The 21061-nt window shown below is 65.1% G+C and carries 31 protein-coding genes and 1 pseudogene; 23 read left to right on the forward strand and 9 right to left on the reverse strand.

All coding sequences use genetic code 11. The annotated features are described in order from the left end of the window. The first annotated feature begins 10 nt into the window (after positions 1–10). From ACVILH_RS16065 to ACVILH_RS16100, 8 genes and pseudogenes are all read left to right on the forward strand, one after another. Positions 11–367, forward strand: coding sequence for a DUF3024 domain-containing protein (locus tag ACVILH_RS16065; protein WP_456713755.1), 357 nt, complete (start codon positions 11–13; stop codon positions 365–367). Positions 368–384: 17 nt separating this feature from the next. After that, positions 385–646: pseudogene (locus tag ACVILH_RS16070) on the forward strand (hypothetical protein). 2 nt (positions 647–648) lie between these two features. Further along, positions 649–1863: a DegT/DnrJ/EryC1/StrS family aminotransferase gene (locus ACVILH_RS16075; RefSeq protein WP_456713756.1), complete on the forward strand. Its 1215-nt coding sequence runs from the start codon at positions 649–651 to the stop codon at positions 1861–1863. 36 nt (positions 1864–1899) lie between these two features. Further along, positions 1900–2208, forward strand: a complete 309-nt coding sequence (locus ACVILH_RS16080; RefSeq protein ID WP_257170747.1) for a 2Fe-2S iron-sulfur cluster-binding protein — start codon at positions 1900–1902, stop codon at positions 2206–2208. A gap of 27 nt (positions 2209–2235) precedes the next feature. Beyond that, positions 2236–2442, forward strand: a complete 207-nt coding sequence (locus ACVILH_RS16085) for a hypothetical protein (protein WP_456713757.1) — start codon at positions 2236–2238, stop codon at positions 2440–2442. Positions 2443–2480: 38 nt separating this feature from the next. Then, positions 2481–2795, forward strand: coding sequence for a DUF6156 family protein (locus ACVILH_RS16090; RefSeq protein ID WP_456713758.1), 315 nt, complete (start codon positions 2481–2483; stop codon positions 2793–2795). Between the two features lie 10 nt (positions 2796–2805). Next, entirely contained in the window at positions 2806–2973 is a 168-nt protein-coding gene (locus ACVILH_RS16095) for a hypothetical protein (protein ID WP_006609688.1), read from the forward strand. A 16-nt stretch (positions 2974–2989) separates the two neighbouring features. Then, a complete protein-coding gene (locus ACVILH_RS16100; protein WP_456713759.1) occupies positions 2990–3448 on the forward strand; it encodes a group II truncated hemoglobin in 459 nt (152 codons plus the stop codon). A 380-nt stretch (positions 3449–3828) separates the two neighbouring features. Here the strand turns inward: ACVILH_RS16100 and ACVILH_RS16105 are convergent, their stop codons facing one another. From ACVILH_RS16105 to ACVILH_RS16120, 4 genes are all read right to left on the reverse strand, one after another. Beyond that, the gene (locus ACVILH_RS16105) at positions 3829–4071 is read right to left on the reverse strand and encodes a hypothetical protein (RefSeq protein WP_456713760.1); all 243 of its coding nucleotides are present in this window, start codon (positions 4069–4071) and stop codon (positions 3829–3831) included. 24 nt (positions 4072–4095) lie between these two features. Next, complete coding sequence (locus ACVILH_RS16110; protein ID WP_456713761.1) at positions 4096–4851, reverse strand: dienelactone hydrolase family protein; 756 nt, start codon at positions 4849–4851, stop codon at positions 4096–4098. Positions 4852–4887: 36 nt separating this feature from the next. Then, positions 4888–5250 carry an iron-sulfur cluster assembly protein gene (locus ACVILH_RS16115; protein ID WP_012029006.1) on the reverse strand — a complete coding sequence of 121 codons (363 nt, stop codon included), beginning with the start codon at positions 5248–5250 and terminating at the stop codon, positions 4888–4890. A gap of 95 nt (positions 5251–5345) precedes the next feature. After that, entirely contained in the window at positions 5346–5837 is a 492-nt protein-coding gene (locus ACVILH_RS16120) for a tetratricopeptide repeat protein (protein WP_456713762.1), read from the reverse strand. A 263-nt stretch (positions 5838–6100) separates the two neighbouring features. Here ACVILH_RS16120 and ACVILH_RS16125 point away from each other — a divergent pair, with 263 nt between their 5' ends. Genes ACVILH_RS16125 through ACVILH_RS16135 form a run of 3 tightly spaced genes read left to right on the forward strand, consistent with a single transcriptional unit; the run spans position 6101 to position 7063 of the window. Then, positions 6101–6334, forward strand: a complete 234-nt coding sequence (locus ACVILH_RS16125) for a BolA/IbaG family iron-sulfur metabolism protein (RefSeq protein ID WP_006609694.1) — start codon at positions 6101–6103, stop codon at positions 6332–6334. Positions 6335–6374: 40 nt separating this feature from the next. Then, complete coding sequence (grxD, locus tag ACVILH_RS16130; protein WP_456713763.1) at positions 6375–6704, forward strand: Grx4 family monothiol glutaredoxin; 330 nt, start codon at positions 6375–6377, stop codon at positions 6702–6704. Continuing rightward, positions 6701–7063 carry a (2Fe-2S) ferredoxin domain-containing protein gene (locus ACVILH_RS16135; RefSeq protein ID WP_257170755.1) on the forward strand — a complete coding sequence of 121 codons (363 nt, stop codon included), beginning with the start codon at positions 6701–6703 and terminating at the stop codon, positions 7061–7063. Before grxD ends, ACVILH_RS16135 begins: the two co-directional genes overlap by 4 nt. An 18-nt stretch (positions 7064–7081) precedes the next feature. Here the strand turns inward: ACVILH_RS16135 and ACVILH_RS16140 are convergent, their stop codons facing one another. Continuing rightward, a complete protein-coding gene (locus tag ACVILH_RS16140; protein ID WP_456713764.1) occupies positions 7082–7498 on the reverse strand; it encodes an ArsC/Spx/MgsR family protein in 417 nt (138 codons plus the stop codon). A gap of 1 nt (position 7499) precedes the next feature. After that, complete coding sequence (locus ACVILH_RS16145) at positions 7500–7931, reverse strand: response regulator transcription factor (RefSeq protein WP_456713765.1); 432 nt, start codon at positions 7929–7931, stop codon at positions 7500–7502. 422 nt (positions 7932–8353) lie between these two features. Here ACVILH_RS16145 and nifH point away from each other — a divergent pair, with 422 nt between their 5' ends. The 11 genes from nifH to ACVILH_RS16200 all read left to right on the forward strand — a co-directional run bounded on the left by nifH (position 8354) and on the right by ACVILH_RS16200 (position 17412). After that, positions 8354–9241, forward strand: a complete 888-nt coding sequence (nifH, locus tag ACVILH_RS16150) for a nitrogenase iron protein (protein ID WP_006609699.1) — start codon at positions 8354–8356, stop codon at positions 9239–9241. Positions 9242–9325: 84 nt separating this feature from the next. Next, positions 9326–10051 (forward strand): nitrogen fixation protein NifQ, encoded by a 726-nt coding sequence (locus tag ACVILH_RS16155; RefSeq protein WP_456713766.1) that lies wholly within the window; start codon positions 9326–9328, stop codon positions 10049–10051. 16 nt (positions 10052–10067) lie between these two features. After that, on the forward strand, positions 10068–10562 hold the full coding sequence (gene irrA, locus ACVILH_RS16160) for an iron response transcriptional regulator IrrA (protein ID WP_456713767.1): 495 nt from the start codon (positions 10068–10070) through the stop codon (positions 10560–10562). A gap of 291 nt (positions 10563–10853) precedes the next feature. Beyond that, a complete protein-coding gene (nifV, locus tag ACVILH_RS16165; protein ID WP_456716992.1) occupies positions 10854–11993 on the forward strand; it encodes a homocitrate synthase in 1140 nt (379 codons plus the stop codon). 2 nt (positions 11994–11995) lie between these two features. Then, positions 11996–12787, forward strand: coding sequence for a serine O-acetyltransferase (gene cysE, locus ACVILH_RS16170; protein ID WP_456713768.1), 792 nt, complete (start codon positions 11996–11998; stop codon positions 12785–12787). Next, positions 12784–13122 (forward strand): nitrogenase stabilizing/protective protein NifW, encoded by a 339-nt coding sequence (gene nifW, locus ACVILH_RS16175; RefSeq protein ID WP_456713769.1) that lies wholly within the window; start codon positions 12784–12786, stop codon positions 13120–13122. The genes cysE and nifW overlap by 4 nt, the downstream gene beginning before the upstream one ends. 257 nt (positions 13123–13379) lie before the next feature. Further along, positions 13380–14225 (forward strand): electron transfer flavoprotein subunit beta/FixA family protein, encoded by an 846-nt coding sequence (locus ACVILH_RS16180; protein ID WP_456713770.1) that lies wholly within the window; start codon positions 13380–13382, stop codon positions 14223–14225. Positions 14226–14274: 49 nt separating this feature from the next. Then, positions 14275–15381, forward strand: a complete 1107-nt coding sequence (locus tag ACVILH_RS16185; RefSeq protein WP_456713771.1) for an electron transfer flavoprotein subunit alpha/FixB family protein — start codon at positions 14275–14277, stop codon at positions 15379–15381. Positions 15382–15399: 18 nt separating this feature from the next. After that, on the forward strand, positions 15400–16707 hold the full coding sequence (locus ACVILH_RS16190; RefSeq protein WP_456713772.1) for an FAD-dependent oxidoreductase: 1308 nt from the start codon (positions 15400–15402) through the stop codon (positions 16705–16707). Positions 16708–16761: 54 nt separating this feature from the next. Next, positions 16762–17058 carry a ferredoxin family protein gene (locus ACVILH_RS16195; RefSeq protein WP_456713773.1) on the forward strand — a complete coding sequence of 99 codons (297 nt, stop codon included), beginning with the start codon at positions 16762–16764 and terminating at the stop codon, positions 17056–17058. 147 nt (positions 17059–17205) lie between these two features. Further along, a complete protein-coding gene (locus ACVILH_RS16200) occupies positions 17206–17412 on the forward strand; it encodes a TOBE domain-containing protein (RefSeq protein WP_456716993.1) in 207 nt (68 codons plus the stop codon). Between the two features lie 15 nt (positions 17413–17427). Here the strand turns inward: ACVILH_RS16200 and ACVILH_RS16205 are convergent, their stop codons facing one another. Then, entirely contained in the window at positions 17428–17991 is a 564-nt protein-coding gene (locus tag ACVILH_RS16205) for a DUF2478 domain-containing protein (protein ID WP_456713774.1), read from the reverse strand. 119 nt (positions 17992–18110) lie between these two features. Between ACVILH_RS16205 and modD the strand changes: the two genes are divergently transcribed. Beyond that, a complete protein-coding gene (gene modD / locus ACVILH_RS16210) occupies positions 18111–18986 on the forward strand; it encodes a ModD protein (RefSeq protein ID WP_456713775.1) in 876 nt (291 codons plus the stop codon). 108 nt (positions 18987–19094) lie between these two features. On the opposite strand, the gene ACVILH_RS16215 is transcribed toward modD, so the two are convergent. Both ACVILH_RS16215 and ACVILH_RS16220 read right to left on the reverse strand, forming a co-directional pair. Continuing rightward, positions 19095–20009 (reverse strand): sel1 repeat family protein, encoded by a 915-nt coding sequence (locus tag ACVILH_RS16215; protein ID WP_456713776.1) that lies wholly within the window; start codon positions 20007–20009, stop codon positions 19095–19097. A 504-nt stretch (positions 20010–20513) separates the two neighbouring features. Then, positions 20514–21059 (reverse strand): carboxymuconolactone decarboxylase family protein, encoded by a 546-nt coding sequence (locus ACVILH_RS16220; protein ID WP_456713777.1) that lies wholly within the window; start codon positions 21057–21059, stop codon positions 20514–20516. Positions 21060–21061: the final 2 nt, after the last annotated feature.

The following is a 21061-nucleotide window of genomic DNA, read 5'->3' on the forward strand; positions in this document are numbered from 1 at the left end:
ATGATCGATCATGGTGGCAGCCGCGCTTAAGCCCAGCCTCGTTCTGCCTGCGCATCCCAACGAGCTGGATCGCAAGCGGATCGAGCGCGCGCTGAAGTCGCGCAAGCGCTACCGCTATGTCGAGCCGACAGTCGTGCCGGTCGATGAAGGTTATCAGGTCCGCAGTCCATGCTGCTCGCGCAACATCGACAAGGACGGCGGGGTGATCGACGTGGCACTGCTGCGTCACGATCCCGCGAAGACGATGTGGAAGCTGTTCTGGAGAGATCACGCGAAGGGGATCTGGGAGCTGCACAGTGTGCACCAGCGGTTGACCGCGGCGGTCGACGAGCTGAACGCCGACCCCGAGCGGATCTTCTGGCAGTAACGAGGAGGACGGGTGAGATGGCATTGGCCGAGCAGGAACTGAATGAGATCGGAGAGGTCCTCGAGCAACCGGACGGCGGCAGCACCGCGTTCGGCGAGCTGCGCCGCCGGTTCCCCAAGCTGGTTCTGACGCGGTGCGACGCCTCCGATGTGACGGAGCCGCCGTTCCGCAGCTACGGCGGCATTCGACCTGCATCTGCTCGATGCCAGCGAGCATTGCGCTGGCGTCACCGACGATCCCGCCAAGGCCACTGGTCTCATCCTGGCGAAGCGGGGCTGACCATGACCAAGCCCTATCTGGTGCATGACGCTGACCGGCAGGAGCAGGACGAAGCCGAGCTGACGCCGGTCGAGGCGAGCTTCATCCCGCTGTCCGATCCGGATATCACGACGGCGGAGATCGCCGCCGTGGACGCCGCGTTGCGCTCGCCGCGGCTGTCCCACGGGCCACTGGTCGAGGAATTCGAGGCAGCGTTCGCCGCGTATATCGGGCGCAAATACGCCATCGCTGTGCCGAGCGGGACTCTTGGCCTTGTCCTTGTCTTGAAGGGCTTGGGAATCGGCCCAGGCGACGAGGTGATCGCGTCGTCCTATTCGTTCCGCGAGGTCGCGCATGCGATCAGCATCGTCGGCGCCAAGCCGGTGTTCGCCGATATCGACTATTATTCCGGCACGCTCGCGCCGAGCAAGATCGAGGCGCGCATCACGCCGCAGACCAAGGCGATCCTGGCCGGCAACACCAATGGTCATCCGGCCAAGTGGTCGGAGCTGCAGGCGATCGCCAAGACGCACGGCCTGACGCTGCTCGAGGATTCGACCGAGGCGATCGGCTCGAAATACAAGGGCGCGCTGGTCGGCACGTTCGGCGCGGCCGCGGTGTTCGACTTCTCGCAGCCGTTCGCGCTGACCTGCGGCGAAGGCGGCATGGTCGTGACGGATGATGTCGACATCGCGGTCGCCGTGCGCCGCCACCGCTCGCACCGGCTCGACGAGCGGAGCTCGGTCGTGGTCAGCGGCACGCCGTCGCACCAGGCCGTCATGAGCGACGTCACCGCGGCGCTGGGGCTGGCGCAGCTCAAGCGCATCAACGAGATTCTCGAGCGCCGGCGGCTGATCGAGCAGATCTATTACAGCCAGGTGCAGTCCTTCGAGGGCATCAAGGATCCCTATGTCGGGCCAGATGTCACCGAGGTGAACTGGTTCCTCTACCAGGTGCATCTGGGGACGCGGTTCTCGAAGTCGAGCCGCGACTCGATCGTCGAGGACCTCCGGGTCGAGCAGGTCGAGGCCGTCGCCTATTCCAATCCGCTGCATCTGCAGCGGCACTATTTCGACCTGGGCTACCGGCGCGGCGACTGTCTCGTGACCGAGAAGGTCGCCGATCGCGTCGTCGCCCTGCCGTTCCACGTCCATCTGACCACCGACCACATCGCCTTCATCGTCGCGACGATGAAGGACGCCTCGGTCAACGTCGGAGCGGGCGCGGCGATCTACTGACGCGTTCTAATCTCAAACCCAAGAAGGAGACTCCACATGGCAACTCTGACGGTCATGCCCTCTGGAAAGACGATCGAGGTGGGCGAGGGCACCACCATTCTCGCGGCGCTGCTCGCCGCCGAGGTCGAGATCCCACACAAATGCGAGGGCCAGGCCAAGTGCGGCTCGTGCCACATCTTCCTGCAGGAAGGGCGCAAGGGCGTGTCGAAGGTCAGCAAGCTCGAGAACGAGAAGCTCGACAGCATCGTCGGCGTCGGCTCCAAGTCCCGCCTCGCGTGCCAGGCGACGATCCTCGGCACCGAGAACGTCAAGATCGAGCTGCTCGGCTTCGGCTCGGGCCTGTAACACTCGCGCCTGTCAAAGGAGGATCACATGGACAACGTCACGCTTCACGTTCGTTTCGCCCCGGATGGCACCGTCGCCGAGATCAGTGAGCGGCCGGCGACCCTGACGCCGCAGCAATGGTTCAACAAGCTCAGCGAGGCGATCGGCCTGAAGGCCTATCAGACCTTCGCCGGCGGCCGCGGCGTGTTCAAGACGACGCGCGACCAGATCGAGGCGTTGAAGGCCGCAGCCTGACCGGTTGCGTCCTCAACCAGGAGCGAAGCGGCGGCGCGATGAGCGATACAGGACAGGACTGCCAGTTCTTCGTCTCGTATACGGGCGTCAAGCTGCCGCTGCGGCTGGTGACGGCGATCGCGCCGGAGCAGCTGTCGAATCGCAACACGTTCATCCGCGGCTATTTCAATGACGCGGGCGCGCTGACCGGATTCGAGAAGGTGGTCTATGGCGAGATCGAGCTGACGCACCGCTATAGCTACCATGCCAACGGGGCCTTACGCAGCGCGGAGATCGTCATGCTCGACGAGGATCCGGTGACGCTGCATTTCGATGAGACCGGCGCTGCTGTCGCCGGCCAGGACGCTGCATGAGGGAGGCCCCGTGACCGTCGCCAAGCTGATCGAGGCTCTTGCCAGCATGCCTAAGGACGCTATCGTGCTGATGGATTCCGGCGCCGGATTGTCACGGGTCGATGCGCTGGAGCTCGTGGCCGAGCAGGGGCCCGGCGCACCGGCCGAGGTCATTCTGCAGCCGAGCTTGGACGAATAGAGACGGGATTTGTTTGATGGCGGACGCAGGCACGACAGAGACTGAGACGTCGGCGGCAGGGCCGGTGATCACGCCCTATGAGCGGATAGGCGGCGCCGTCGTGGTCGATCGCCTGGTCGAGTCGTTCTACCACCGGATGGATACGCTGCCGGAAGCCAAGACGATCCGCGACATGCACGGCACGAACCTCGGACCGATCAAGGTCGTGCTGAAGCGCTATCTCTCGGAATGGCTGGGCGGCCCGAAACTGTACTCCCCCGAGAAGGGCCACCCGCGCCTGCGCCAGCGCCACATGGGTTTTGCGATCGGCAACGCCGAGCGCGATGCGTGGCTGCTCTGCATGCGCGGCGCGCTCGAGGAGACGGTGGCGGATGTTGCTGCGCGGCAGGATGTCGACGCCGCGATGACGAAGCTGGCCGACTGGATGCGGAATCAGGCCGGCAACCCGCATGATGCGCGTGCCGCACGGCCGTGAGTTGATGTGCTGCCGGTGAATGCGCCCTCTCCCCCAGGGCGAAGCAAAGCTTCACTAGGGTGGGAGAGGGCATGTAGGACGGTGCGTCATGCTCGGTTGGGTGAGGGGTTTCTCTCCACGAGCCTGACTCGCGGAGAGGACCCCTCACCCAAGCGAGCCCGTGGAGAAGCCGGCGATGCCCTCTCCCGCAAGGGGAGAGGGCGCTGTATTGGGCAGCGCTGGTTGACTTGATCAATGATCCGTAGGGTGGGCAAAGCGAAGCGTGCCCATCGGCCGCTTGATCCGCAGATACCGCCGCTGGAATGGTGGGCACGGCGCGCATTGGGCGGTGCGAATTCGCGACCGCTGGTGGCGCCTTTGCCCACCCTACGCCACCACGACTAATACAAAGGGACGCCGAAGAAGTTCTCCTCATCGCCGCCCCAGGCGCGGTGCAGGGCCAGTGCGTTCTGCCATTGCGCCAGCTCGGTCTCGCTGGCGTTGCGGTGGGTGATCTTGCCGTCCGCAGTCTCGGCGAGCAGATAGGTCCTGCCATTGCGGATGAAGCGGTTGAGGTCCTTGGTGTCGTTGGGCCGCACCACGCAGCGCGGCCGTTCGTTGATCAGGATGGTGGTCGGCTGCATCGCGGCGCTCACTCCATCGGATTGTCAATCGGCCGGAGGTCCCATGTCGTCGTCGGCCTTCTTCTTCTTTTTCTTGTCGACCTTGGCGAGCGCATAGGCGCCGGCGTTCTTCAAGGTGATCGGCGGCTGTCCCACGACGTATTGCGAGATCCAGGCGAGGGTTCGCTCCTGCGCCAGCGCAGCGGCCGTCTCATCATAGGTCTCGCCCTCGGCATCGAAGTCGTGGGCGGCATTGGGATAGGAGAACGCGCTGACCTCGGGATGGTCGGCGCGAAACATGCTGACGGCCGGGAACGGCACGACCGCGTCGGCTTCGCCGAAGTGCAGCAGGGTCGGGACCTTGCGCTTGGCGCCGGCGGCGTCGACGACGCCGGTCGCATAGTAGCTGACGGCGCAGGCGAGCCCGGACACCCGGTTCGCAGCGCTGTAGGCGAGGCCGCCGCCGGCGCCGTAGCCGACCACGGCCACCTTGCCGCATTCCTTGACGCTGTCGACGGTGGACTGGATCTCGGCGAGCAGAGGAGCGACCGGATCCTGTGCGGCTGGCGGCGGCTCGCCGTCTGCCGGGGTCGCGACCGCCGCGGGCGGCGACAGCTCCGGCGCGATCACGACATAGCCGCTCGCGGCAAAGGCGTCGGCGACCTTGCGGACCTTGCTGATGCCGTTGCCATCCGGCAGCACGATGACGGCGCCCTTGGGCGTGTCGGCCGGATCGGCCCGAAACACCTGGAAGGTATGCCCGTCGTGGGCGGTGAGCTTGATGGTGCTCTCGGTAGCCATGCGATGCTCCTGCTTAGTTGGCGCGGTTCGCGCGCGTTACAACAAGCCCAGCTCCAGGGCGGTCTCTTCGGACATCCGCGACTTGTCCCACGGCGGCTCGAACACGAGCGTGACCTTGACCGAGACGACACCGTCCACGGCCTGCACGGCATCCTCGACCATGCGCACGATCTCGCTCGCGACCGGACAGCCGGGGGCCGTCAGCGTCATGTCGATCTCGACCGCGCCGCCGCCCTCATGAGCGATGCGATAGACCAGACCGAGGTCGTAGACGTTCACCGGAATCTCCGGGTCGTACACCGTCCGCAGCGCGGCGATCACGCTCTCGGCGGCATCCTGGGAGCCGGTCGCGAGCGCGTTCGGCGACGGGGAGGGAGGGGCAGCGGCGTGCATGCTCATCATGCGTTGGGTCCTCTCATGGTCCTGGTTCGCACCGGGGGATGGTCGTTCGAAGTCATGTCGATATTGCGCTTGGGATGCTGCATGGCTGAGTCTCACTCCGCACCGAGCCCGTCGGCGAGCGCCGCGACGACAGGCCATCCGACCGCTCCGCTCGGATCGAGCTCGCGCAGCGCCGTCAGCATCTCGGCCGCGCTCGCGGTATCGTTCTTGCGCAGATGGATGAAGGCCAGCGCCTTCAGCGTGTAGAGGGCGAAGCGGCCGGCGCCATCGGGGAGCGGATCATGCGGCACCCATTGCCGCCAATCCGAGGACCAGCCGGCCTGGCGGGCAGCCTCGATGAGGCCGAGCTCGGCAACGGCCTTGGCCTCGTCGAGGTGGCCTTGATAAGTGTGAATCTTATAGAGACAGAAATAGGTCGGCAGCTCCTGCGGGGCGGCCGCCAGCGCCTGGCGAAACAGTCGGTCGGCGCGCGCGTGGTCGCGGCGATAGGCCGCCACGCCCTGCTGCAGCAGCGCGTCGATCTCCTCGGGAAGATCGCCGAAGTTGATCGTGTCGGGTTCGCTGACGAGTTCGAGCATCTGCATTGACCTCGATCAAATCATTGCAAGACGCGGACCGTTTTTGTGGTGGTGCAGCAGAGGCCGGCATCGCCGCGAAGTCTGCCAAAACGCGCGGGCCTGTTGGATTTTGAACGCCAGATCCGGGTCGCATCGTTGTCCATGTCGCAAAGCCGACGCAACCGTCGTCATTTCGGCGCCTGAGCAGAGCCGGCACGGCATTCGCGAGCCGCAAATGGCTGGTTCGGAGCTTGCATGACGCTGTCATCAATCCAGCGGGAGACACAGCGATGGCGATGGCAGCAACTGATATCGAACGTCTTATCAAAGAGGCGTTCCCGGATGCAGTCGTCGTGATCGAGGATCTGGCCGGTGATGGCGACCATTATTCGGCGCGCGTCACCTCGCAGGCTTTTGCCGGCAAGAGCCGGGTGCAGCAGCATCAGATGGTCTATTCGGCCCTCAAGGGCCAGATGGGCGGCGTGCTGCATGCGCTGGCGCTCGAGACGTCATTGCCGAAATGATCGCTGCCGCGACACCTCCAGGGACGAAAGGACAACATCAATGTCGACATCCGAACGCATTCAGAAGCTGATCGACAGCAATGACATCGTGCTCTTCATGAAGGGCGTGCCGGCGGCGCCGCAATGCGGCTTCTCCGCCGCGGTGGCGCAGATCCTGGCCAAGCTCGACGTGCCGTATGAGAGCGTCAACGTGCTGGCCGATCCCTTCATCCGCGAGGGCATCAAGGAATTCTCCAACTGGCCGACCATTCCGCAGCTCTATGTGAAGGGTGAGTTCGTCGGCGGCTGCGACATCGTGCGTGAGATGTTCCAGGCCGGCGAGCTCGCGACGCTCCTGACCGACAAGGGCATCAAGGCGGCCGCATCATGAGCGATGGCAGTGTCGCGGAGGCGGATGACGATTTCGAGATTCCGCAGCTCTACAAATATCACGCCTTCGTCTGCCTGACGCAGCGTCCGCCCGGCCATCCGCGCGGCAGCTGCGGCGCGCTCGGTGTCCAGCCGCTGTGGGACCGGCTGACCAAGACGATCGAGGCGCAGCGGCTGACTGATGTCGGCGTCACTGCCGCCGGCTGCTTCGGCTTCTGCAGCGCAGGCCCCATGATGGTGGTCTATCCCGACGGCATCTGGTATCGGCCGACCAAGCCCGAGGATATCGACGAGATCGTCGAATCCCACTTCAAGCAGGGCAAGCGCGTCGACCGCCTGGTGATGGTGCTGAAGCGCTGAAGTTTTGTCCGGAGCCGCTCAGCGCGGCTCCGGGCAGGGCAACGCTTCGGGCCGCGTGCAGCCCTGGACCTCGTCGAGATCATCCTCCCGCTGCAGCAGCGACAGCACCGGCTCGCGGTCGAAGCCCGCGCAGCACTGGCCGCCGGCCTCGATCAGTGGGCGGCGTATCAGCAGCGGATCTTCCAGCATCAGGTCGATCGCCGCGGCGGCCTCGATCGCCTCCGGCTCGATCTCGCCGGACTTGACGCGCGGCGAGGCTGGGTTGAACCAGGACCACACCGGTGTCCCGGCGAAGTAGGCGCGCAGCCGCTCGCCGGTCCACGGTTCGGTCAAGAGATTCCTGGCCTCGACCTCATGACCGGCGCGAGTCAGCATCAGCTTCTGCCGGGCATTGGTGCCGCAGCCCGGCTTCTCGTAGAACACGACGGTGGTCATCTCAGAGACTGCCGAGCTGCACCAGCTGCGCGCCGCCGGCGCGGCCCAGGATGGTGTCGACCTTCTTGCGTACCGACTCGATGGTGAGCGGTTTGACCACCGCGCCATGCGCGCCAGCCTTCAACCCTTCGATGGCAATCGCCTCGTCGGCCTTCGCGGTCACGATCAGGATCCGCACGCCCTTGAACTTGGCGGCGATCTCTCGCACCAGCTCGGGCCCGCGCTGCTTCAGAAAGGAGACTCCGAGCAGCACCACGTTCGGCGCCAGCCAGTCGACGCCCTTCTCATAAGCTTCTTCCGGCGTCGCCAGCTCGTGAGTCTCGATCTCATCGTGCAGCATGAACTGCAGGGCGGCGCGGGTGATCTCGTCGTCATCGATCACGAACACGCGCCGCTGGTCCACCGCTTTCGCCGTTTCAACTCCGATCTGCATCGCATCCTCCTCAAAATCTTCGCAAGATCCTTGGCCGCAAGGCTGCGATGAGGATCTAGCAAATCCCGTTCCGGCTCGGATTCCGCAGGAAAACAGCCGCTCTTGTGTCGTTTCGGACAGCGGAGCGCCGCGTCCGATCTTGCGAAGCGTTCCGATGTCGGGTTTGCAACAAGCCGCCATGATTGCTGGATTGCACTTCATCTCCTTCAAAACATGATCGTTTTCGCTCGCCTCAGATGCTGGCACAGCCGTTGCAAAACTCTGGTCAGGCAATGGTTGAGGGCTGAGTGCACGCCGACGCTTCGGACGAGCGATGCTCTCCTTCCCAATAACCCGTCTGCCGGTTCGGACACATGAGAGGACGCGGTCACGCCCTGCGGAGAAGCGGGCGCGGCTTTAGCAATCGGTTGATGGAGAGCAGAATGGCATCCCTGCGACAAATCGCATTCTACGGCAAAGGCGGCATCGGCAAGTCGACGACGTCGCAAAACACCCTGGCCGCGCTGGCCGAGATGGGTCATCGGATCCTGATCGTCGGCTGCGACCCCAAGGCGGATTCGACCCGCCTGATCCTGCACGCGAAGGCGCAGGACACCATCCTGAGCCTGGCCGCTGCCGCCGGCAGCGTCGAGGACCTCGAGATCGAGGAGGTCATGAAGGTCGGCTATCGCGACATCCGTTGCGTCGAGTCCGGTGGTCCGGAGCCGGGCGTCGGCTGCGCCGGCCGCGGCGTCATCACCTCGATCAACTTCCTGGAAGAGAACGGCGCCTATGAGGACATCGACTACGTGTCCTACGACGTGCTCGGCGACGTGGTGTGCGGCGGCTTCGCGATGCCGATCCGCGAGAACAAGGCGCAGGAGATCTACATCGTGATGTCCGGTGAGATGATGGCGATGTATGCCGCCAACAACATCTCCAAGGGCATTCTGAAGTATGCGAACTCCGGCGGCGTGCGCCTGGGCGGCCTGGTCTGCAACGAGCGCCAGACCGACAAGGAGCTGGAGCTGGCCGAGGCTCTCGCCAAGAAGCTCGGCACCCAGCTGATCTACTTCGTCCCGCGCGACAACATCGTGCAGCACGCCGAGCTGCGCCGCATGACCGTGCTGGAGTACGCGCCGGATTCGGTGCAGGCCGGTCACTACCGCAACCTGGCGACCAAGATCCATGGCAATGCCGGCAAGGGCATCATCCCGACCCCGATCACGATGGACGAGCTCGAGGACATGCTGATGGAGCACGGCATCATGAAGGCCGTGGACGAGAGCCAAGTCGGAAAGACTGCCGCCGATCTCGCCGCAACGGCTTAAGCAGTCTTGGTACCGGCCTTCCTCCCGTCGGAAGGCCGGTACCTCTTCTTCGAACTCTCATCGGCCTCGATAGGAGATCGCGCCATGACCATCGCCATCGTCGATACGTCGCATGCCGCCGCGGTGCACCTGCAAGCACCGCTCGCCTTCGAGGACGACAAGCGGCATCATGGCCGGCAGATCTACCGCCTGCTGACAGGCAACGACCCAGCCGAGGCGGTGATCGATGATGATTTCAACTTTGACCGCCATGTGATCGCATCGATCCTGGCGGTGTCGGCGATGGAGCATGGTGCGCTCGCGGAGCGCGCGGGGCTTTCGACCGTCGAGCTGATTGCGCTGCTGGCGCAGCTGTTTCCCGCCGCCGCAATCGATTCCACCTGGCTGCCGATCAATGGCGCCGCTCCAGCCCCTGATTACGACGAGATCGCGATGGTGCGCGATCTGCTCGGAGCGCAGCGCTCGACCGATGGCGACGTCAGCCGCTGGCTCGCGGCGATGGTCGCGCGCCGCGCGATGGAGCCGAACCATCTCTGGGAAGATCTGGGCCTGCGCGAGCGCTCCGAATTGTCCCGGCTGCTGATGCGCCATTTCGCGCCGCTGGCCAGCCGCAACACGAGAAACATGCGCTGGAAGCGCTTCTTCTACCGCATGCTGTGCGAGGACGACGGCTTCGTGATGTGCACGACGCCCGTCTGCACCCAGTGCAACGATTTCGCGCTCTGCTTCGGTGAGGAGACCGGTGAGAGCCGGATGGCGGAGCGGCGCCGCGAGGTGGCGCTGCAGGAGGCGGCCAACGCCGCCATGTGAGTTCGAGGATGCGACGATGTTGATGGACCCCCAGCTTGGATCCCCCTGCAACTCCGACCATGGACGCTGTCCGGAAGCGGAGACCTGCGAGGCCGGCGAGGCCCTGATGCGCCGCTGCGAGGACGCGCTGCGGCTGGCCGGCTTGCGCCCGACCCAGCAGCGCCAGCAGCTCAGCCGCATCCTGTTCGGCAACGGCAACCGTCACATCACCGCCGACGTGCTCTATGCCGAGGCGGTCGCGACTGGGATGAAGATCTCGCAGGCGACCATCTACAACACGCTCAATCAGTTCGTGGAGCTGGGCCTGCTCAGGCAGATCGGGGTCGACGGCTCGCGGTCGTTCTTCGACACCAACACCACGGTGCATCCGCACTTCTTCTACGAGGACGAGGGCGAGCTCGTCGACGTGCCTGATGTCGCCGCGTTCAATCAATTGCCGGAGCCGCTGCCGGGCTACGCCATGGAGCGGATCGACGTCGTCATTCACCTGCGCCGCACGCGCCAGGGCTGACGGCGCAGGCCCCGCGTGGGCGTAAATCTCTCCATCTCCGCCACGTCCGATTCCCGACCCTGTTACAAATCCGACAATCGGCGTCGTTTGCAAAAGCCATTTGCATTCAAGCAAATAGGATGGTGATCGGCCCTGGCATGGCCGTTGCTGAGTGACTGGCAGGCCGTGGATTGAGCGAACTGCTCTGGCGGTCAACACAGGTTGCGACGGAGCAAGTGAATGCCTGACGTCTTCGGACAGCGCGAGCCCAAGACACTCAGCAAGAATGTCCTGGATGCCGGCTCTCCTCTGATGCCCCGGGTCATCCTGAACGACACCACCCTCCGCGATGGCGAGCAGGCCCCGGGTGTCGCTTTCGCTCTCGCCGAGAAGGTCGCGATCGCCCGCGCGCTAGCGCGGGCCGGCGTTCCCGAGATCGAAGCCGGCACGCCCGCGATGGGCGCTGACGAGGTCGCTGCTATCAGAGCGATCGTAGAGGCCGGTCTGCCGGCGACCATCATCGGCTGGTGCCGGATGCGCGAGGCGGATGTCGATGCCGCGATCGCTGCCGGCGTATCGATGGTGAATGTCTCCATCCCGACGTCGGACGTTCAGATCGCGGCCAAGCTCGGCGGTGGCCGCAGCGTCGCGCTGGAATTGCTCAAGCGCGTCGTCAGCTATGCCAGGAGCCGGGGATTGGATGTTGCCGTCGGCGGCGAGGATTCCTCGCGCGCGGATGTCGGCTTCCTCGCCGAAGTGATCGCGACGGCCAAGGCACTCGGCGCGCGGCGCTTCCGTGTCGCCGATACCTTGAGCGTGCTCGATCCCGATGCGACATCGGCGCTGGTCGGAGCTCTGCGCGCGACGACGGACCTGGAGATTGAATTTCACGGCCATGACGATCTCGGCCTTGCCACCGCCAACACGCTCGCGGCGATCAAGGCCGGCGCGACACATGCGTCGGTGACGGTGATCGGTCTCGGCGAACGCGCCGGCAATGCGCCGCTGGAGGAGGTCGCCGTCGCACTGCGGCAGCTCTACCGTCGCGAGACCGGCATCGTTCTGGCCGAGCTCGATCATGTCGCCAATGTCGTCGCGGCCGCCGCGGCGCGCGCGATCCCGCTGAACAAGGCGATCGTCGGCGAGCATGTCTTCACCCACGAGTCCGGCATTCACGTCGACGGCCTGCTGAAGGACCAGCGTACCTACCAGGCGCTCGATCCCGTGCTGTTCGGCCGCTCGAACCGGATCGTGATCGGCAAGCATTCAGGTCTCTCGGCGATCACGTCGCTGCTGTCGGATCTGCGCCTGCCGGCGAGCGCCGACCAGGCGCAACGCATTCTCGCGCGCGTGCGCAAGCATGCGGTCGCGCACAAGGGTCCTGTGCCGAAGGAAGCCGTTGCCGCCATCTGGCGCGAAGTTTGTGATCACCCGCATGCGAGCTTTGCCTGATCATGACCGACATCATGGATAACCCGATCGTCAAGAACGTCGCCGCCGAGGCGAGCCCGCCGTCGCTGTTCCGCCTGATCCGCGAGGACATCGGCTGCGTCCGCTCGCGCGATCCGGCCGCGCGCAGCGAGATCGAGACCTTGCTGACCTATCCCGGCATCCACGCGCTGATCTGGCACCGCCTTGCGCATCGCTTCTGGATCAGCGGCTGGCGGTTTCCGGCGCGGCTGCTGTCGTGGCTCGGCCGCTTCCTGTCCAATGTCGACATTCATCCCGGCGCCGAGATCGGCCGCCGTTTCTTCATCGATCACGGCGCCTGCGTCGTCATCGGCGAGACCGCGGAGGTCGGCGACGACGTCACGCTGTATCATGGCGTCACGCTCGGCGGCACGTCGTGGTCGCCGGGCAAGCGGCATCCGACTTTGGAGAACGGCGTTGTCGTGGGTGCCGGCGCAAAAATCCTCGGGCCGATCACGATCGGGCCGCGCACCCGGGTCGGCGCCAATTCCGTCGTCATCCAAAGCACGCCGCCCGATGTCACCGTGGTTGGCATCCCTGCAAAAGTGGTGCGGCCGGAGTTCTCGCATCGCCGCACCGTCGGACGCATCGATCTCGATCATCACCTCATGCCTGATCCGGTCGGCGAGGCGCTGTCGGTGATGCTCGACCGCATCGAGTTCCTCGAAGCGCAGCTCGCGCATGTCCGGCAGAGGGTCCGCCAGGGACCGCCGCCGCCAGCGCCGATCAACGGATGCGAAGTTGACCCGACTTTGACTCAAGGAGCGAAGCAATGAGTGCGGCAACACCGAATGTGCTCGAGCAACTGAAGCAGACGTCCGCGGCCGAAGAATTCTTCAAGCTGCTCGGCGTCGACTACGATCCCAAGGTCCTGAACGTCTGTCGTCTGCACATCCTCAGGCGGATGGGCCAGTATCTCGTCAGCGAGGACTTCTCGGAGGTTTCCAACGACGAGATCGCAACGCGCTGCAAATCCTTCCTGGAACAGGCCTATCAGGATTTCGTGGTGTCGACGCCGCTCGACCAACGCGTCTTCAAGGTGCTCAAGGAAGCTGTCGCACCGCCGAAGCCCGCGCCGAAACCGTTCGTCTCGCTGACGACGCTGAAGTAACAGGCGAGCTCATCACGATATCCGCAAGCGCCGCCGGTCCTGCCGGCGGCGCTGTTGTTTGTGAGCGAGCACAGCGAATTGACGTCCTGTCGTATTCCCGACGCGTGCTGCTTGCGACGTGTCGGACCTCTGCATGAACTCTCAGCAGAATTTCAGGTGCCTCCGTCAAGGCGTTGAATCGGCGACGTTATTCATCGTGATCGAAACTGGTACGACAATTGCTGTCCTCATTGTAGGCCCTACACCGGAGAGATCGCATGCATATCGTCGTCTGCATCAAGCAGGTCCCGGACTCCGCGCAGATCCGCGTCCATCCGGTGACCAACACCATCATGCGCCAGGGTGTGCCGACCATCATCAATCCCTACGACCTGTTCGCGCTCGAGGCGGCGCTGCAGCTGCGTGACAAGTTCGGCGGCGAAGTGACGGTGCTGACGATGGGGCCGCCCTCGGCCGAGGACTCGCTGCGTCGCGCACTGACCTACGGGGCCGATCGCGCCGTGCTGCTCACCGACCGCTTCTTTGCCGGCGCCGACACGCTGGCGACGACCTACGCGCTGGCAACCGCCATCCGCAAGATCAGCGAGACCTTCGGCGCGCCTGACATCGTGTTCACCGGCAAGCAGACCATCGACGGCGACACCGCGCAGGTGGGGCCCGGCATCGCCAAGCGGCTCGGCCTGCTGCAGCTGACCTATGTGGCGAAGATCAACGAGGTCGATCCGGCCGCGCGCACCATCGAGGCCGAGCGCCGCTCGGAGGGCGGTGTGCAGGTGTTGAAGACCAAGCTGCCCTGCCTGGTCACGATGCTCGAGGCGACCAACGAGATCCGTCGCGGCGGCATGGCCGACGCGCTGCGGGCCGCGCGGGCGCAGATCGTGACGTGGAGCGCCAAGGACGCCGGTGTCGAGGACATCTCCAAATGCGGCCTGAAGGGCTCGCCGACCATCGTGAAGCGCGTGTTCGCGCCGTCGGCGCGCGCCGAGAAGGCTGTCTTCGTCGATTTCGCCAATCGGCCGCCGGCGGAGGCGTTGATCGACGAGCTGTTCAAGCGCCAGCCGAAGCTCGAGGCCGAGCTGATCTCTTCCGCACACGGCTTCTGACCCTAGGCTTCTGATTAACGGCTTTTGACGGATCAAGGGACCGACGACCATGAGCGAACCCACCAAAGCACCGCCCGCCGCAGCCGGTCGCGCCGCGACCAAGAAGGAGCTGCCGGAGCATTTCAAGGCCTACAAGCACGTCTGGGTGTTCATCGAGCAGGAGCGCGGTCAGGTTCACCCTGTGTCGTGGGAGCTGATGGGCGCCGGCCGCAAGCTCGCCGACAAGCTGAAGGTCGATCTCGCAGCGGTGGTCATCGGACCGCCCGGCGAAGCCGTGCAGCATGCCGCCGCCGAGTCGTTCTGCTACGGTGCCGATCTGGCTTACATCGTGGCCGACGAGGTTCTCACCGACTATCGCAACGAGGCGTACACCAAGGCGCTGACCGACACCGTCAACACCTTCAAGCCCGAGATCCTGCTGCTCGGCGCCACCACGCTGGGCCGCGACCTCGCCGGCTCGGTGGCGACCACCTTGCTGACCGGTCTCACCGCCGACTGCACCGAGCTCGACGTCGATGCCGACGGCTCGCTGGCGGCGACGCGGCCGACCTTCGGCGGCTCGCTGCTGTGCACGATCTACACGCTGAACTACCGGCCGCAGATGGCGACCGTGCGTCCGCGCGTGATGCCGATGCCCGACCGCATCGAAAAGCCGGCGACCCGGATCATCGAGCACAAGCTCGGCCTGGTCGAGGACGACATCGTCACCAAGATCCTGTCCTTCATTCCGGACCGCGACTCCGCCAAGTCCAATCTCGCCTATGCCGACATCGTCGTCGCCGGCGGTCTGGGCCTGGGCTCCCCGGAGAATTTCCAGCTCGTCAAGGGTCTCGCCGCGGTGCTCGGCGCCGAGTTCGGCTGCTCGCGCCCGCTGGTGCAGAAGGGCTGGGTGACGTCGGACCGCCAGATCGGCCAGACCGGCAAGACCATCCGTCCGAAGCTCTATATCGCCGCCGGCATCTCCGGCGCGATCCAGCATCGGGTCGGCGTCGAGGGCGCCGACCTGATCGTCGCCATCAACACCGACAAGAACGCGCCGATCTTCGACTTCGCGCATATCGGCATCGTCACCGACGCGATCCGGCTGCTGCCGGCGCTGACGGAGGCATTCCGCGCACGCCTGTCGCCGCATTCGCGCGACCGCATCGCAAGCTAGGCACAGAGGAGCAGGGCAATGATCGAGGAACGTTTCGACGCGATCGTGGTGGGCGCCGGCATGGCCGGCAATGCGGCTGCGCTGACCATGGCCCAGCGCGGCCTGAAGGTGCTGCAGCTCGAGCGCGGCGAGTATTCCGGCTCGAAGAACGTGCAGGGCGCGATCCTCTACGCCGACATGCTGGAGAAGCTGATCCCGGACTTCCGCGAGGAAGCCCCGTTGGAGCGGCATCTCGTCGAGCAGCGCTTCTGGATGCTCGACGACAAGTCGCATGTCGGCCTGCACTACAAGTCTGATGATTTCAACGAGGAGAAGCCGAACCGCTACACCATCATCCGTGCGCAGTTTGATAAATGGTTCTCGTCCAAGGTCAAGGAAGCCGGCGCGACGGTGCTGTGCGAGACCACGGTGACCGAGCTGGCGCAAGACGCCTACGGCAAGGTGATCGGCGTCAAGACCGATCGCCGCGATGGTGAGATCCACGCCGACGTCGTCGTTTTGGCCGAGGGCGTCAACGGCCTGCTCGGCACCCGCGCGGGCTTGCGCGAGCGGCCGAAGCCGGAGAACGTCGCGCTCGCGGTCAAGGAGATGCACTTCTTGCCGCGCGAGACGATCGAGGCGCGCTTCAATCTGAAGGGCGATGAGGGCGCGGTCATCGAGGCCGCCGGCACGATCTCCCGCGGCATGACCGGCATGGGCTTCATCTACTCCAATAAGGAGTGCATCTCGCTCGGCATCGGCTGCCTCGTCTCCGACTTCCAGAAGACCGGCGAGACGCCCTACGGCCTGCTGGAGAACTTCAAGCGGCATCCGTCGGTGGCGCCGCTGATCGAGGGCTCCGAGGTCAAGGAGTATTCGGCGCATCTGATCCCCGAGGGCGGCTACAACGCGATTCCGGAGCTCTGCGGCGACGGCTGGGTCGTGGTCGGCGATGCCGCCCAGCTCAATAATGCGATCCATCGCGAGGGCTCCAACCTCGCGATGACCTCCGGCCGCATCGCGGCCGAGGCGATCTTCCAGGTGGAGTCACGCCGCGATCCGATGACCAAGGCGAACCTCGCGCTCTACAAGAAGATGCTGGAGGAGTCCTTCGTCATCAAGGATCTGAAGAAGTACAAGGACATGCCGGCGCTGCTGCACAACCAGTCGCAGAACTTCTTCCTGACCTATCCGCAGCTCGTCTCCAAGGCGATGCAGAACTTCGTGCGCGTCGACGGCACGCCGAAGAAGGAGAAGGAGAGCAGCACGCTGCGCTCCTTCGTGAGCGCGCGGTCGTGGACGGGCCTGTTCGGCGATGCCTTCAAGTTTGCCCGGGCGTGGCGCTAATCGGTGAATGAACCAAGCAGGTGAAGCCAAGCTGAAGTCAAAGGGAGATCAGAGATGAGCACGGATGTCGCAGTGCGGGTCGAAGACAAGCTGTTCTACAATCGCTACCAGGTCGATCCCGGCCGGGCCCATATCAAGGTCCGTCCGCACACGACGCCGAGCCCGCAGCTGAAGGCGCTGCTCAAGGCCTGCCCGGCGCGCTGCTATGAGCAGAACGATGCCGGCCAGGTCGAGATCACGGTCGACGGCTGCATCGAATGCGGCACCTGCCGCGTCATCGGCGAGGCCAGCGGCGATATCGAGTGGAGCTATCCGCGCGGCGGCTACGGCGTGCTGTTCAAATTCGGCTGACATGCGCACGAGCCGCGCGCGGCCGCAACACCTGACGTGGCGGCTTCGCCGCTGCTATATCATGATTGATATAGGTCATTGATCCCGGCTGTCGTGTCTGCTTACATCCCCTTGCAGCAATGGAGCTGCAAGGATGAGGAGCAGCAGGTGAAGCTGAGCGCACGGAATGTCTTGCCGGGCAAGGTCGTCTCGGTGTCCAAGGGCGCAACGACGGCGCATGTCAGGGTCGAGCTCGCACCGGGGCTCACGGTGTTTTCGGCGATTACCAATGAAGCCGTGGAAGAGCTTGGGCTCGCGGTCGGCGATAGCGTGTCTGCCGTCATCAAGTCATCCGACGTCATGATCGGAAAATAGCTGCGCTGCGCGCGTTCAGCCGATCGGCGACCGACGTGATTGCAAGCCAAGCCACCACGCGGCCATGGCGGGCTGAGAAGGCGGCAGCAAAGTGCCGAGATCGCCGGTGAACGTCCGCCAATCCGCGATGCATTTCTGCGGCACGGCGGTCAGCACGGGAATCCCCGACGTGATCGCGTCGGCGAGCTCGCCGCGCAAGCCGCTTCCCAAGGCTTCCTGCTTGGAGAACTTGTTGATCACGATGAGCTCGGCATGAGCGGCGATGGCGCGATGAACGGCCATGCCGGCTTCGGCAAGGCCTGCGGCGTCGAGCTTGCAGGCCGTCGACCCGCTGCCGAGGTCCTGGCAGATCGAGATGGTGTCGCCATTGGTGAGATCGATCACATCCATCCCGCTCTTGCGGCCGATCTCGTCGCGGGTGTTGCGCTGAACGATGCCGCCGACGCGTACGCCGCGCTGCAGGAGGCCCTGGGTGAACGTGTCGAGCAGGACATCGGCATCGTCGCCCGGCCCGTAGAGGATGGCCGCGAGACGGGGCGGATCGAGCTCTGCCGGCTCGGAAGGATCGTGCGGCGTCATGGGTGGGCCTCGAAGGGGGCCGTCATCCCGCGCGGGCGTCCGGCCAAGCCGGCCCGGCGATCGAGGCCGATTAGCGCGTGGCAGATATATCGAGAATTCGTCTTGGACACAAAGAGGAGATGTGGCGCGTGCCGACCATTGCCACTCAGCATGACCTGGAAACGCTGCTCCGCGACGACGTTCCCCATGGCGACTTGACCACCGAGGCGTTGGGCATTGGGGCCGAGCCTGGGCAGATGGAATTCACTGCGCGCGACCGGATGGTGTTGGCGATGGCCGAAGATGCGGCTGCGCTGATCGAGCTCGCGGGCAGCCGCGTCGAGCTGCGCGCGACCAGCGGAGCAGTGTTGGAGAAGGGGGCGCCGATCCTGCGGGCGGAGGGGACTGCCGCGTGCCTTCTGAGGAGCTGGAAGGTGGCGCAGACGCTGATCGAGATCTGGTCCGGCGTGGCAAGCGAGGCTGCCGCGATCGTGCGTGCCGCGCGGGCGGTCAGGCCGGATATCGCGGTTGCTTTCACACGCAAGAACGTTCCGGGCGCGAAGCCATTCGCCGTCGCCGCGGTCAAGGCTGGAGGCGCGGTGATGCACCGGCTCGGCCTGTCCGAGACGATCCTGGTCTTTCCCGAGCATCGGGCATTTCTTGGAGAGATTCCGCTCGCGGATGTCGCCACACGGTTGCGCCGGATCGCTCCGGAGAAGCGTCTCGTCATCGAGGTCACGGGTCTCGAGCAGGCTGTTGCGGCCGCTGCGGCCGGCTTCGACGTGATCCAGGCCGAGAAGTTCACGGCGGATGGCATCGCGGCGCTGGTCGCGCGGATCAAGGCCATGGCGACTTTGCAGGTCAGGCCGGTCGTTGCCGCAGCAGGCGGCGTCAATGCGCAGAACGCCGCCGCCTATGCCGCTGCGGGCGCCGACGTGCTGGTCACCTCGGCGCCGTATCTTGCGCGCCCTTGCGACGTGCAGGTGCAGATCGGCAGGATGCAGGCCGTGCGCTGACGCCGCAGTCACCTGTGCACATCTTCGTCGTTGGAGCGCAGGCGATATCAGCCGCTCTTCGGACGAGAGCGGTCGGGATCGCGCTCGCGCGTTGCTCAGTCTGAGACGTCAGCGTGCCGCGGAGACGCGGCGGCTGGCTTCCGGCGATCCTTGCTCCGCCGCCTTCAGATACCAAGTGCGGGCCTTGGCCGCATCGGGAACGGCCCCGAGCAGGCGCGACTTCGTCAGCTCGGCCGGATCATAGGTGCGCGCCAGCAGCAGCGAGGCGTCGGCGATTCCTGCATCCGACAGCCGGGTGAGGATCAGGCGCGCGCTGGCGACGTCGCCCGCGGCCAGCAGGTCGCGCCCGCGCTTCATCAGCGCGTCGACCTCGTCACGGGGCATGGGAGCGGCCGGACGCGACGGAGCCGCCGGCAGCGCAGGAGGCAGGCTGGTCGAGACCGCCGGTGGGGCGGCCGCCGGCGGCGGCGATTGCGGAGCTGACGGCCAGGAGCGCGTTGCAATGTCGGTCGCGCTGGGCGCCACCAGCGACGCGACCGTCTGCGGCGGATCGTCCTGGGCGACCTTGGCTTCGGCGGGGTCGATCTGGGCGAGGCTCTCCAGCACGGTGGACGGCATGATCGGGGTCTTGACCACCGATGTCGATGCGCCGTTGTCGAAGGAGATCGCGTTCGCGACGATCATGGCGACCGAGGCCGCCACGCCGATAGCGGCGCCAATCTTGATCAGGCCGCCAATACGGGACGCCTTGTCGCTATCCTCCGGCGGCAGCGGCATCACGACGGGATCGAGCTTCGCACTCCACGCCCGCCGCTGCTCCTCATCGTCGAGGTCGATCACGGGCGTCCGCGCCGGCAGGAAGCTGCTGCGCGCGATCAGGTGATGCGGCAGACGGGGGCCTTCCTCCAGCATGTCTTGGGGGGCAGCGTCCGGCTGGTGCCGGCGGGGCGCATATTTACGAAGCTCCTCGCTCGCCCATGGCGGCGCCGGTTTTGCCGGATCGTTCTCAGCTGGAGCACTCATCACTAGCCTCCTGTCTCCGACGATCGGATCGTGGGAGAGAGATTCAGGGCGTCAGGCACGCGCGGTCCGGCCGAGGATCGCATGCTGCGAGTTCGGAGGGAATGCACTAACGCTTCCGTCGAGACTGACAGGTCCGGTTTCCTTCCGACACAGGCGCCACGGTTTTCGCGCGCCCCGAACACATTCGATGTTGCTTGGCCCTTAAGCTGATCAATGTTCTTGGCGGGAAGCGTGAGTTGGTAAGGCTATTTGATGGAAATTTCCCGGCTGGTCGTCTTGATGAATGCTCGTCAAGCGCGAACCCGCTGCAGGCCTTGCCGCATTCGAGGATGATGGCCTGGAGTATCTGGGTGCCGCAGCGGTCCCGACTTTGCCGCGAGGTCAGAGGCTTAGTTCCCCGATCGGTTGCGGGCGACGGGCTCAGATTTACAACTCAAGCGGGAAATCGCGAAAAAGAAAATGCGGCCGGACGAGGCCGGCCGCATTCACATATCGGGTCGATTTCTACTCGGCCGCGAGGGCGACGGTCACACCAGCGGCCTCGATGGCGACAGCAACCGACTGGATGATGGCGGCAAAGCGGACGGCCGTCTGGATCGAGGCGGCGGGCACGCCCGCATCCTGCAGGACCTTCTCATGCGCGTCGATGCAGGTGCCGCAGCCGTTGATCGCGGACACCGCGAGCGACCACAGCTCGAAATCAGCCTTGTCGACGCCCGGGTTGGCGATGACGTTCATCCGCAGCCGGGCCGGCATCGTCGCGTACTCCTTGTTGGAGGCAAGGTGCACAAAGCGATAGTAGACGTTGTTCATCGCCATGATCGCGGCGGCGGACTTTGCCGCAGTCAAGGCTGCCGGCGACAGATGCGCTGCTGCGACCGATTCGAACGCCGCCGTCACCGCCGGATTGCGGGTCGCAATCGCGCAGGCGACGAACAGGCCGTATTTGGCCTGCGGCGACAGCGTCTCGTCGGACGCCATGGACGACAGGTTCAACCTGACGTCCTTGGCGAAGTCCGGGATCTGGTCCTTGAGCTGCTCGATCGACATGA

Source organism: Bradyrhizobium sp. USDA 4353 (genome assembly GCF_054063215.1).